General features: G+C 44.5%; 10 protein-coding genes. 3 read left to right on the plus strand and 7 right to left on the minus strand.

Features of this window, described 5'->3' with window-relative positions; all coding sequences use genetic code 11:
- Positions 1 to 175 precede the first annotated feature (175 nt).
- The 3 genes from LAJ61_RS09750 to mrcB all read right to left on the minus strand — a co-directional run bounded on the left by LAJ61_RS09750 (position 176) and on the right by mrcB (position 5326).
- On the minus strand, positions 176 to 1369 hold the full coding sequence (locus LAJ61_RS09750; RefSeq protein WP_224053748.1) for a DUF3426 domain-containing protein: 1194 nt from the start codon (positions 1367 to 1369) through the stop codon (positions 176 to 178).
- Between the two features lie 234 nt (positions 1370 to 1603).
- Positions 1604 to 2512, minus strand: coding sequence for a 50S ribosomal protein L11 methyltransferase (prmA, locus tag LAJ61_RS09755; RefSeq protein ID WP_224053749.1), 909 nt, complete (start codon positions 2510 to 2512; stop codon positions 1604 to 1606).
- Between the two features lie 198 nt (positions 2513 to 2710).
- Complete coding sequence (gene mrcB / locus LAJ61_RS09760) at positions 2711 to 5326, minus strand: penicillin-binding protein 1B (protein WP_224053750.1); 2616 nt, start codon at positions 5324 to 5326, stop codon at positions 2711 to 2713.
- Between the two features lie 244 nt (positions 5327 to 5570).
- On the opposite strand from mrcB, the gene LAJ61_RS09765 reads away from it, so the two are divergent.
- Positions 5571 to 8252 carry a heavy metal translocating P-type ATPase gene (locus LAJ61_RS09765; RefSeq protein ID WP_224054853.1) on the plus strand — a complete coding sequence of 894 codons (2682 nt, stop codon included), beginning with the start codon at positions 5571 to 5573 and terminating at the stop codon, positions 8250 to 8252.
- A gap of 20 nt (positions 8253 to 8272) precedes the next feature.
- Here LAJ61_RS09765 and LAJ61_RS09770 read toward each other — a convergent pair whose 3' ends face one another.
- Complete coding sequence (locus LAJ61_RS09770; RefSeq protein ID WP_224053751.1) at positions 8273 to 9187, minus strand: hypothetical protein; 915 nt, start codon at positions 9185 to 9187, stop codon at positions 8273 to 8275.
- 352 nt (positions 9188 to 9539) lie between these two features.
- Between LAJ61_RS09770 and LAJ61_RS09775 the strand changes: the two genes are divergently transcribed.
- Both LAJ61_RS09775 and LAJ61_RS09780 read left to right on the plus strand, forming a co-directional pair.
- A complete protein-coding gene (locus tag LAJ61_RS09775; protein WP_224053752.1) occupies positions 9540 to 10325 on the plus strand; it encodes a DnaA ATPase domain-containing protein in 786 nt (261 codons plus the stop codon).
- 77 nt (positions 10326 to 10402) lie between these two features.
- Entirely contained in the window at positions 10403 to 11071 is a 669-nt protein-coding gene (locus LAJ61_RS09780; protein WP_224053753.1) for a DUF2057 family protein, read from the plus strand.
- Between the two features lie 84 nt (positions 11072 to 11155).
- Here the strand turns inward: LAJ61_RS09780 and gspM are convergent, their stop codons facing one another.
- The 3 genes from gspM to sixA are packed head-to-tail and all read right to left on the minus strand — an operon-like array spanning position 11156 to position 13450.
- A complete protein-coding gene (gene gspM / locus LAJ61_RS09785) occupies positions 11156 to 11647 on the minus strand; it encodes a type II secretion system protein GspM (protein ID WP_224053754.1) in 492 nt (163 codons plus the stop codon).
- Between the two features lie 21 nt (positions 11648 to 11668).
- A complete protein-coding gene (gene gspL / locus LAJ61_RS09790) occupies positions 11669 to 12961 on the minus strand; it encodes a type II secretion system protein GspL (RefSeq protein WP_224053755.1) in 1293 nt (430 codons plus the stop codon).
- Positions 12962 to 12997: 36 nt separating this feature from the next.
- Positions 12998 to 13450, minus strand: coding sequence for a phosphohistidine phosphatase SixA (gene sixA, locus LAJ61_RS09795; protein WP_224053756.1), 453 nt, complete (start codon positions 13448 to 13450; stop codon positions 12998 to 13000).
- Positions 13451 to 13453: the final 3 nt, after the last annotated feature.

Consider the following 13453-nt stretch of genomic DNA (forward strand, 5'->3'; position numbering starts at 1 on the left):
TAGATTAAAGAAAACTTAAATATCAAGACGAATAATAAAGTTATTAATACTTATACTAAAACAATTATGAAACTGATAGCAAGCTTAAGTTGTTTACAATATGTAAAATTGTGCGATAAATCCTGGGGGCGGTATGAGCTTGATTCAGCAACGCTGTAATTAAGCTAAAAACAATTTAATAAACCAACTCAATGTTAGCGGCTTGGACTTGGGTTTTTGGAAAATCAATCCGTAATTTGATGGGTTTTATTTGATGCGGTATCAAATAATTATTACCGGCTTCCAAATAATGGCTAGGGGTGAGTAGGGTTTGCGCAAGTATGGTATTGCCACTTCGCAGCGAAACCTTAACACTCGGGTAGATAATATTATTGTCTGTGGTATTGGTCAGAGTAAATACCATGTCAGTTTGCCCGGCTTGTTTGGATGAATGAGCAAGCTTTAGCATCTGCACATCAATAAGCTCGGTATCAGCCAGAGGCAATTGACAGGCGGGTATTTTATGGCAAATAGTTGATAACGGGGCTGCGTTTGTTTTTGAAGTGATTAAGGTGTTAATGTTAAAAATAATATATTGCGCGGCTAACACAAAGATTAATAGTAAACTGCCTAATCCCCAAACGATGCCCATATTAAAAGATTTTGCATTGAGCGATTGCTGCGAGAAAACTTGTTGCGACAAGCGCTCATCAATCTTTTTTTGATACGCTAATAAATCTGCTTGTTGCTCGCTACCCGTATCAATCGCAATTTGGTCAAAAATATCTGTGTTAAACACCGTATTCATGCCTCGCTTGGGTTTGGTGTGGGCGGCGGAGGAGTCGTCCATTGCTTCGTTGTCATCCGCTTGCGCCATTAAACTTTGCAGCCAAGCATTCTCATCGCCTGAAGCGTCTTTATCTTGCGCGAGCTCTATCGCTTCAGCGGCATCCTTATCGTCAATGATTGGCTTTTTAGGCTTGCTATCTTTGTCTTTTGGCAGTTGCTCAAAATTGTCTATAATCTCAAAGTCATCTAATTTGCTGGTTGATTTAGCTTTGGCTGATGTGGTCGAAGATTTTGACAAGGCATACGGCGAAGTGGGTTTAACGGGTTCATTGACAATGAGATTACCGGCTTCATCAAGACCTGACTCATCATCAAATAAAATACCCTCAGATTTATCGTCGATGAGCGCCGAGGGCGTCTGATTGTTTGGACTTGAAAGTGGATTGTTGTTAGCAAATTTTTTTTGTTCTAGTTGTTCAGCAGCTGAGAAAATGGTTTTGCAATGGGAACAACGAACGTACCCATGTCTAACGGCTAACTGTTCATCGTTAATTTTAAATGCATGTTGGCAGTTTGGGCATTTAGCATTGTACAAATTCATCGCAACATCACTTCCCTTTTAGCATTTTTAGTTTGCGTCTTTGATTTTTAATAATGTCGTGTGTTAAATCATTTAATGACGAATAAAAAATAAAGTCAACAAATTTTCTACAATTTATGTTCACCATGCTGCTAGCTAGGCTGCTAGCTATGTTGTTAGGCTGTTATTAGGCTTCGATGGGCAAAAGATGACCTTACCTCCTTGTAAGGCTTTTTATACGAATTGCGACTTATTTTAATCGCGGCGAAAACCCGAGAGGCGATGCCAATGTCTATCTTCCTGCGCGCTAAAGGTAAATTCGCCATCCATCTCAAAATAAGGCTGATAGGCAGCTTTTACATCTTCCACTTGGTTTTCAATCAGACCGGCTAACACAATGCTACCTTGAGATTTCAATAATGTCGCAAAATAAGGGGCAAGGCTCATTAGCGGTTTGGCTAAAATATTGGCGGTTATCAAGTCCACGGGCAAAATAGCTTGCTCTTTACAATAGTCACTAAATTGCTCAGGTAAAAATGCCTGAAGCTGATCGGCTACCTTGTTGCGCTCGGCATTTTGATGGGTTGCTAAGACTGCTTGCGGGTCAATATCGACCGCATACACCTGTTTTGCGCCTAGCAAAAGCGCCGCAATGCCCAAAATACCTGAGCCGCACCCATAGTCAATTACTACTTTATCTTGCAGGGGCTGTTCTGTCAGCCAATCAATACAAAGACGGGTAGTTGCATGGTAACCTGTGCCAAATGCCAAGCCTGGATCCATGATGATGTTAATCGCATTGGGGTTAGGCGGTGACATCCATTTGGGTACAATCCAAAGTCCATTGGCACATTCAATGGGATGGTAGTTCTTCATCCACTCACGTTCCCAATCTTTGTCATCCACTCGGCTGGTCCAAACTCGCGTCGCCACCACATCATTGGCGATATCTTGACTCAAAGTCTCCAAATTACAATCGCCATCAAATAGACCAGTCACAATCACATCATCCCACAGTGGCGATTCCCCTGGCAATGGTTCAAATAGCGGTTGGTCACCTGCATCATCTAAACTGATACTGAGCGCATCGGCTTCTAGCATCAAAGTTTCCGCCAGTTCGGCTTGCGATTTTTCGCATCGAATATGTAATTGCTGCCAAGGCATAAACAGTCCTTAAAAATAACAAATAAAATAATGGAACAATAAAAGGCTAGCGTGATGGCTTGGTAGTATAAACGCATTCAGCCAAAAATGCGATGTGACTCAAAAATGAAAACGCCCATGTTATTGCTTGGCGCACCTAAGCCAAAACACCTAAAGGTAAGTGTAAGGACAAATAAGAAGGTTCGCCTGTTATCGTTTTTAAAACATTTCTTTGACCGATTTTTCTAACCAAGACTGCGAGCGCGGCGCCACATTGAGTGGTTGGTTGGTATGGGTCGGGTCGCCGCTGTTGTTGGGGTTATTAGGGTTATTAGGGGTATTGGGGTTGGTCTGGGTATTCCCCGTATTGGCATCCTCATTTTGGTAGCGATTGGCTGCAGGTGGGTTATTGCCAATGGTATCTTCATCGGTTTGTCTGCGCTCAATATTGTCATACCGCTGTTGTTGGCTTTGTCCAAACTCACTCATTGCCTGTTGTTGCTGTGCCGCAAATCTTGCTTCTTGCTCACGTTGATAAATTTGCACCGCACATTCACTACTATCTTGCGGTAGATTGTCGGTATCAACAGGTACATAGATGGCATTTGGACATTTTTCATGGGATAATTGTGATTTGCCGTTTTCCATCCATAGCCATTCGATATTGCCTGGCGCGATGAGATTAACTGGCGTGAGCTTTTGCTGCTTCATAAAATTGATCCACATCGGCAAAGCGCCATTACCGCCACTTAGACCGGTAGGTCTATTGTCATCTAAACCGACCCAAACAACGCTGACCACATTGCCACTATAACCTGCAAACCACGCATCGCGATAATCATTGGTAGTCCCTGTTTTACCTGCAAGATTGAGGTTGTCACCAAGCGCTAGCGCCGCTTTGGCGGTACCTTGCTTGATGACCTGCTGCATCGCATAATTGGTGAGATAGGCAGCCGTGGGGTTGATGACTTGCTGATTTTTTTGTTCTATGCCCTGAACCACTCGTCCTTGGTCATCAATAATCGTGCGAATGGTATGAATTTCATGACGCAAGCCACCTGTTGCCAGTACTTGATAAATCCCCAACATATCCATGGGCGATAGATTCACCGCGCCAAGCAAGGTAGATGGATAATTGGGCAGTGGGCTACTGATACCCATACGGTACAATTGATTTAAAAAATTGGGAATACCGATTTCCATACCCACACGCACCGCGGCTTGGTTATAGGAATTGGCTAAAGCGCTGGTGAGGGGGATAATACCGTGACTGCCGCCACCGTAATTGCTGGGTGTCCATGTCTTACCATCGGTCATTTTTAGCACAATCGGGCTGTCATCAACACTACTTGATAAATTGTAACGACCCTGCTCAAATGCGGTTAAGTAAATAATGGGTTTGAGTAAAGAGCCAACTTGGCGCTTAGCATCGATAGCGCGATTAAAACCGGTAAAATCACGACTACTTCCCACCACAGCGAGCAGCTCACCGTTGTTGGGATTGGCACTGACTAGGGCAGCTTGCAAATTAGTGAGCTGTTTGGGGTTACTTTTTTTTAACTGATTGACGCTTTGAATGACCGCATTGTTAGCGGTTTTTTGAACGTTGGGATCAAAACTGGTAAATATTCTTAACCCTTCGTTTTTGAGATCGTTGGCATCATAGGTACGGGTGAGTTCTCGCTTGACCACATCGAGATAATCAGGAAAACGTGTTTTACCAATCACAGGATTGTAAGAAATGCTCAGTGGCTGCTGCACCGCTTCATCATATTGCTGTTGGCTGATTTTACCGGTTATCAGCATATTGCTGAGCACCACATTACGGCGTTTTAGGGCAGCATCGGGGTAGCGTAGCGGATTGTACTGGGTGGGACCTTTGGCAAGCCCTACGAGCATCGCCATTTGGTCGAGTCGAAGCTCTTTTAGCGGGCGGTTAAAGTAAAACTGCGAGGCAAGCCCAAACCCGTTAATGGAGTGATTGCCATTTTGACCTAAGTTAATCTCATTCATATAGGCTTGCAAAATCTCACTTTTGGTGTAATGCATTTCCAGCAAAATCGCCATCACCGCTTCATTGGCTTTACGTTTGATAGTGCGTTCTGAGTTGAGATAGAAGTTTTTAACCAGTTGCTGGGTGATGGTGGAGCCGCCTTGGCGTGAACCGCCCATAAAATTGCTATAAATCGCACGTCCTATCCCGCGGATAGACACGCCGTGATGCTGATAAAAACTGCGGTCTTCGGTTGCCACCAGCGCGTCAATTAATGGCTGCGGATAGTCATTGATGGTTAAGACGATGCGATCTTCATTGTTGTCTGGATAGATACCGCCGATAAAAATTGGCTCAACCCGCGCCACACCCGATGGATTGGGACGGGTACTTTGTAATTTTTCAATTTGGTTATCTTTGAGCGTGACCTTAATAATTTGCGATGGTTCAGTATCGTTGGCGGCAAATTTAAATTCGCGGGTATGAATATAGTACTCGCCATTTTTTTTGGTATAAGTCCCAGCATTGTCATAGTTTTTGTCAGGGGCATAGGTGAGTAAATTTAACCAATTTTCCAATTCATCATCGCTAAGGGGATTACCCACCGTCAACGTTAATGGTTGCGAGTACACTTTTGCAGGGATGTTCCAGCGTTTGCCCTCAAATTTTTGGGTGATGACATTATCTTGTCGCACCAAATATAACCCAAGCAAGACCAAGCCGCCCAATACTGCCACCACAAAGATGAAGCTCAGGATAAACATCCCTTGTTGGTTTGAGCCATGCTGGAATTTAGGCGAGTTTTGGCGATTTTTAGCGGCAGAGATAACGGTTGAATTCATACAAAAATGCGTCACGATCAAGGGTATAAAAAAGTGCTTTATCATGACCCAAAATACGCCAAAATACAATGTCAACATCGTGCTATTTTGCCACGTTTATACAGGATTTTTGAACTTTAATAGACGGTTTTGGAGTACAATAACAGTCATTTTTGGGTGAGTTAGGGTTTTTGCCCTAGGGGTTTTGATGATGCCAGACAATAGCCAATTTGGGGTAAAACAATCGGATATTGAGCGGTCGCTTATGACCGATGCGCCTAGCCGTACGCATAATGAGGCGGATAGCAAATTTACTACCACATATCAAGATGTGGAGCTGGTGTTGCCAGCAGAAGGGCATTGTTTTCATTGTGGCGATCCGCTACCGAGCCCGCCATTTTTTACCCATGTATTGGGTGAAGATCGGGCGATGTGCTGTATGGGCTGTCAGCTTGCTTCGCAAAGTATCATCGAGGCGGGGCTTGAGCAATACTATCTTGACCGCAGTGAAATCAATCGTACCGCCAGTCTCCCTGATTCGTTATATCAGCTGCAAGCGTATGACCACGATGATATCAAATCGCAATTTATTTACCATCAGCAAGGGCAAAGCGTTGCTGAGCTGTCAATCAGCAATTTGCGCTGTGCTGCCTGTAGTTGGCTGATTGAAACCCAGTTGTATCGCCTTGATGGCATGGACACTTGCCAAGTCAACCTCACCAATCAACGGATGCGAGTGGTGTGGGATGACAAAAAACTGCCGATTAGCCAAATTTTGGCAAATGTGCAAGCCATTGGCTATGATGCCAAACCCTATCGGCAAGATACCCATGAAGCGATGCTCAAGCGAGATAATCGCCGTATGTTGTTTCAATTGGGTATTGCGGCATTGGGTGCCATGCAAGCGATGATGTTCGCAGTGGCGCTATATTTTGGGGAATATTCAGGTATCGGCGTCAACGATCGGCAATTTTTACGCTGGGTATCGCTGTTTGTTAGTATTCCTGTGTTTTTGATTGCAGGGTTGCCATTTTTTCAATCGGCGTGGTCAGCGATTAAAGCCCGCCAAGTCAATATGGATGTGCCGATTAGTATCGCTATTGTCATTACCTTTTTGGCAAGTTTATATGCGACATTGACTAGCACGGGCGAGACCTATTATGACTCGGTTAGTATGCTGATATTTTTCTTATTGGCGGGCAAATTTGTCGAGCACAATGCCAGACTAAAAGCTGCTAATTTAGCCAATGATTTGGTGGTCGTCGAGCCTGTGTTGGTCGCAAAGCTGGGTCATGAATCGCCGTTAGCGATAGAGAATATGGATGTCTCACAAGTGACGCTCTATGCCAGTCAATATAAAGACCTTTTTTATCAGTCACTTAGTGTAGACCCTGCCAATAGGGGTGATAATGAGCAAATGGTTTCGGCGCAGACGCTAAAAGTGGGTGATATTGTCCGCATTGATGCCGGTAGCAGTATCATCAGTGATGGTATTTTGCTGTCAGATAGTGCCACGGTGTCGGAAAGTTTATTGACCGGAGAGAGTGACTTAATCATCAAACGCTTGGGCGATAGCATTGTGGGCGGTAGCCAAAATGACAGTCAGCCGTTTGTGATGCAAATTACCACATTACCCAATGACAGCCAAATGGGTGTGATTGATAGGCTAGTGAATCGCTCACTCAGTGAAAAACCGCAAATCGCTTTAAAAGCAGACAGACTGGCACGCTGGTTTGTCGCGCGGGTATTGGTGATTGCCAGTATGGTGTTTTTGGCATGGTATTTTATCGAGCCGAGTCATGCCATTTGGGCAACGGTTGCCGTATTGGTCGCTACTTGTCCCTGTGCCTTGTCATTGGCCACGCCCATCGCATTAACCGTTTCTACCAATCGACTAGCAAGCCTGGGGTTTTTGGCGACGCGCGGGCATACCATTACCACACTCGCTGAAGTCACCCATGTGGCGTTTGATAAAACCGGTACATTGACGTACGGTCAACCCAATTTGATGGCGATTGAAACGCTGGATGTACCGTATGGTGTTAAACAAAATCCGTCAGTGGATTTTACCGAAGATGACACCAAAAACGAAGACGAGATAAAAAACCAGTTTTTAAGTATTGCAGCGAGCCTTGAAGTGGGCAGTCGTCACCCCATTGCCCATGCGTTATTGACAATGACTCGGCAAATGCACTTGCCCGCTACCAGCGATTTGGTACATATTCCAGGGGGCGGTCTGCAAGCTACGATTGATGGGCTAAGTTACCGTCTAGGTCATCACGGTTTTGCAGTTCAATCAGGATTAGACGATGAGTTACTGCCAAATTTGAGCAAACACCAAGCCAGTACCAGTGTGACCTTATCGAGACAAGATAGCCTAAGCAGAAAATGGCAACCACTGGCGCATTTTTATTTTCATGATAAAGTCCGTGAAGGCGCCTTAGCTACCATTAAACATCTTAAAGACCAAGGCGCGCAGGTGTTGATGCTCACCGGTGACCCCAGTGCTCAGGCGTTTGAAGTGGCGCGCGAGCTTGGTATTGATACGGTTTATAAAGGTCTTACCCCGAATGATAAGGTGCAACATTTAAAGGCGCTGCAGCAGCAGGGGCACATCGTGCAAATGGTCGGGGATGGGGTGAATGATGCGCCGGTACTTGCCGCTGCCAATATCTCAACCGCTATGGCAGGGGCGGCAGATTTGGCGCAAGTCTCCAGTGACTCCTTGGTGCTCAATGGTCAAATCCAAGCCGTGGCAAAAGCACGTGAGGTGGCGTTCAAGACCGATCGCATTATTGCCCAAAACTTTAAATGGGCGCTCGGGTATAACTTTATCGTACTGATACCCGCTGCGTTAGGCTATGTGCCGCCTTGGTTGGCTGCGATTGGTATGTCATTGAGCTCGCTGTTTGTGGTGCTCAATGCGTTACGTCTCAAACGCGCTTAATAGTGCAATTTACTCAAGGTTTATGCTTTTGGCTTACTAAAATCATACGCCGTGACTATTTGCGCGTTTTTGGCAAAATCGATGAAATAATAGAAGTATTTATCATTCTCATCAATCACCCGATCGCCGTTGGTATCAGCTTGGGTTGAGAAGTAAAAACGCTTGCTCTCAGGCAGCCATTTATAATGTTTAAAATATTGATTATTGGGCGTGAGTTTCAATAAATTTTTGCCATTTAAATCGCTTAAATACAAGGTAAGCTGCTGATCGAGATTGGTTTTATTGTCATCATCATCAGCGATCTCTTTGACTTCATAGATAAAATAGCCTAGCAGTAAGGTATTGCCGACTTTGACTGCCAATGGGTTGGTTGCTTCTTTAGCGGCTTGCGGTTGGGTAGGTGCAGTTTGTGGGATGTCAGCTTTTTTCTGCGCTGTTTTGTCATCTGGGCTTAAATCTACCAAGGGCGTGTGCACCGCTCTTATCACAAAGTTATCTTGGGGAAACAGCCGATGTATTTGCCCCGTTTTTAGCCCTTCAAACACAATATTGTAAACACTGCTTTGAAAATCATAGGGCGCAACTTCTTGAAAGTAGCTGACGGGTGATTTTTTAGCATCACTGGCATCGCTGTCATATTTGCGATTGATAGGCACTGATGGAATAATCGGATGCAGTAGATTGGGCACACCTGCCAAATACACCGGAAAATCCATGCGTTTTAACCCGACTGTGGCAGGTGGGATACTGGCTGGGGTTTGGGCAATGATGACTTCAGGTACGTTAGACTGTGAAGGGGCAGGGTCGCTCGCTCGGTTAGTTGTCTCAGGGTCGGGCTGGCAGGCGGTAAGTCCCAAGCCTAGCCACATAGCGCTCAAAGTGATATGTAATGGTCTAAAAAAATTCGCATCACGCCATTGGTTAACAAAAGACATAAGAGTCTCCATTACAAAGATAATCAAATATACTACTAAAATGATAAGATATGTACAATCTTTGGTTATATCATCGCATTCAGCGCTATAATGGCATTGACTGTTTTTGTCTTGACTGTTTTAAAAAGTAAATAAGAAAGGTAAGTAAATTTGAAATAACCCGACACGGGGCAAAAGGCGCGTGAGTAGCTATTTCATAAATTTAGGTTATAATAGTCAAAATTTAGTTAGACGCTTGAATTTTTTGCTTTTAAACTTTCAAATATTGGGCGGCTAACTGGGCAGCACTATATGTATAGTGGTTTATGATTTATTTTCAAAAAGGGATATCTTAGCGATTGCGAGTGCATGAATGTCGGAACAATTAAGTCTAAACTTAAATATCAAGCAGTCCGCGAGTATCAGTGACTTTAGTGGTCCAGGCTGGGTATCAATCATCGATGTGGTACGCCAAATGCATGTAGGGCTATTGACGCAGCTGTATCTATACGGTGAGCGCGATACAGGTAAAACCCATCTACTCAACGCTATCTGCGAATCCTTCCGTGATATCGACCAATCTGTTATTTATCTATCGCTGCGTGAACTGATAAACGCTAATATGGATGCCATGGTGTTGTCATCGCTAGAGAATACCACAGTGATTGCGCTTGATGATATGGATGAAATTCAAGGTCATCCTGAGTGGCAAGAAGCAGTTTTTCATCTGATTAATTTATCGCAAGAATACGGTAATAAAATTATTTTTGCCAGTCGGTTGCCAGTAAAGTCGTTAAATTTTGAGCTGCGAGATTTGCTATCAAGGCTTGCGCGAGCCGCAACTTTTCAGTTGCCAACTGGCAGTGATAGGCTTGATAGACAGCTGATTTTGGAATCGGTATTACGCCGTCGTCATTGGCACTTTGACCCGCGCATTATTGACTATTTGCTCAATGAAGGTCCACATCGCATCGGCGCGATGTTGGCAGTGTTAAACGAATTGCAGCCATTGTTTTCTAACATGGAACGCACCCCATTAAACAAAGTGAGCAAAGCCAAAATTCAAGATGCGATGAACATCATTGATAATTTAACGCTGAATTTTGAATTGGCGGACTTTGATGAAATTGCAGAAAATGAAAATTTTTTAGATTTTTGACCGGGTTTGTCATAGGAATTGCGTGATAAATGGGTTAGAATCCATTAACAGTTTGGTGTAAAACAACAGGATATCCTATGAATAAACAGTACTTATGGACGGCTGCTGCGTTGACTGCGGGCGTGTTAGCAACCACACAAACATTTGCCCAAGTCACCTTGAATGTTACTGATAATACCATCGTGACCGCTATTAATGGTCAAGAAGTCAAAAACGGCTTGCTTTCAAAACCGCAAAAAACCTACAAACTTGAGCCAGGCAAACATGTGATTACTGCCAAGTACAATCGGTTGTACGAGCTGCGCGGTGACAATCACGATGTGTTACGTTCAAGCAATATTAGCGTTCCGGTAGAGCTTGCCGACAATCAAACGTATGTGTTGGATATGCTAGGTCAACCAGAAGACTATAATGCCGCTAAAGAATATGTCAAACAACCCACACTAGCGGTGCTACAAGGTAAGCAAATCATTGCAAGTCAGCAAGCTACGTCAAGCAGTAGTTCAAGCATTTTTAGCGGCTTGGGTAATGCGTTAGGCGGCGTGTTTGGTGGTAGCTCAAAAGCGGTTGAAGCCAATCAACAAACCATCAATGCCTTAGGACAATCAGGGGGCGCAATTCCCGCTATCAATCAACCTGTTGCGACCACAGTCAGTTCATCGGATAGTCTCGATCAATTTATGCAGTTATGGTTGAGAGCAACGCCAGCAGAGCGTGATAAAATCCGTCAGTGGGTGCAAAAATAATCACCCAATGCGCCCCCATGCGCCAAAATAACGATGCCAAGTGCATCGTTTTTTATGGTCTTTTAACATTACTTACTTTTACCATTAGTTAATAGATAAGACAGACTGTACTTCAAGTTTATCGAGGGCTGGCTGGTTGATTTGTAGTTGCTGAATGCGAATACCTTGTTGTTCAAACTGATTAAATATATTGGTGATAACGCTGGCCTGCGCGTGACTAAAAGCAACTTGGATAGTATTGCCATTTTCGACCACTTGCGCATTAACAATACCTGATTGGGTGAGTATTTGTTTGATAGCATCGGCTTGACTGACTTGTTGGGTTTGGTTGGGATTGATGTTACCTGCTTGACTGCGTAGCCAAAACACATCTGCCATGGTGTCATCGTATTTTTTTTGTGCTTGGTTGGCTTTACTATGCAGCGTCCAACCACCGACACCGACCACGAAAAAAAGCAAGAACATTGCCAATATCAGCAGCGCAATCTGATCACGACGTGATAAATTTTGAAACGCGTGACCCAGAGGCGTGGTTAGTTTTTGCAGGGATTGGCTCAGTGAGGCGTGCGGTTTCATAAATTCATCTCAGTCGTAGGTTTAGTCTGCCAATTCAATATCTATCATGGCAAGGGCACTGCCAGCAGAAGTTGGCGCCACTGCACTGGAAACCGCACTGGCAGTATTGGAAGGCATTGCAGCGGGTATCGCGGCATCGACAGACCCTAGCTTGGCTTTTATCCCTTTGTTTACCATGTCATTGACGGCTTTATTTAATGAATCGGCGCTTGATGATAAAAGCTGCAGTTGTAAGTGATTATTTTGAAAATTAAGCTGCTTGGCGGTCAGTTGGTATTGCTGCAATACCGGCTGTATGGACGACAATGTCTGAAGTAGGTTTGGCGTGGCTGATTGCTGAGTGGTTAATTTGCCAGATAACTGTCGTTGTAGGGTGAGTTTGCTACTAAGCGGCTCATTGGGAAACCACTGGGCGTATTGCTGCGCCAGCAAAGTTGAGGCTTGTTTTTGTGCTTGGTTGTAATAATACCAACGAAGCGCATCGACCGCAAAGGCTGTTAGCAGCGCACAAACAGTGACTAGGGCGATGACTTTGGCATAAGGCGCAAGCGTCGTTTTACCTTTGATTGTCGCAAAGTTAAAAAAATGTCTGACCGGGTCTTTGATTGGCGTAGGCAACAACTCAGACGATTCTATGGATAAATTAGGCATACTGGCTAATTGCTGGGCAACGGTTTCATCGTGAAAACCCGTTAAATATAGCGTTTCTAGCATGGGTAATTTAGTGAGTACCAGCAGTAAAAAACTAACCGCCATGCCGTGATAAGTATGGAGTTTTAATAGCTGGGTATCTGCATCTTGGTAATAGACCGCGCTTGTCGTAGCCCTCGTCTCTGTAACCTTCGTGTTTGGGCTTGTAGCTATGCTAGTATCAATTCTAGTATCTATGGTCGGTAGCAATAAAAAATCTGGCAATAAAGCGATTATCTCAATACCCGCCAACGAGGCAGCATTGATCCATGAATGAATATCGGCAGCATGAAGCCCAAACAACGCAGTTAATTCGCTGTTGGTGGTGGTCGGCTGAATTTTGACTTGTAAATCTTCTACCGAACCAATGCTAATATCTTCAAATAAATATCGCCTGCCGGTGTCGCCCAGAGCGTTGAGCTGGCTTGCTGTAAGCGTAGGCTGGATTGTTAATAAATTGACACTAGGAAAATAGAGACAGGCTTGTAGCTTGGCTGATTGCGTGGTTTGCAGATTGGCAAGGGTCGCAAGCGTTTGCCAATCGTCAGCCGTTTGCCAAGTCTGGGTGGTTTGTTGCCATAAACGTAAGGCAGCATGCTGAGTTGGCAACCAAATATGAATCACAGAAGTGTCCTACACAAAATTGACAAATTAAATCACCTAACAGGTGGGAACAAAGCGTTTAATCTCAGCGGCAAGACTGGGTGCCAATATACCCATATCAAACACACGCGCTTCAGCCAGCGCAAAACCATCGAGTGGCTCATCAGTTAGGATACTGGCAATTTTAGCAATGATATTCATATGACAAACCACCACCATGCAGTCGCCAACCAATTCGCCTAGCGCATCTACGGCGATGTCTGCATCGTTATCGGGGGTGATGCCCTCATACGTGGTCACAGGCACATGGGGAAAAAATTGCTGGATTTGGGCAAGGGTTTGCTGGGCGCGGTTGTAAGGACTGACGATAAAATGATCGGGCTCAAAGTTTTCGGCAAGCCACGCTGCGGTCTGTGAAGCTTGGGCTTGACCCAGTGCTGATAAATTTCTTTCATGGTCTGGCAGGGTATAAGCGCCTGCATCGCCATGACGAACTAAAATTAATTGCATGTA

This window comes from Faucicola osloensis, assembly GCF_020041925.1.
GTDB lineage: Bacteria > Pseudomonadota > Gammaproteobacteria > Pseudomonadales > Moraxellaceae > Faucicola > Faucicola osloensis_D.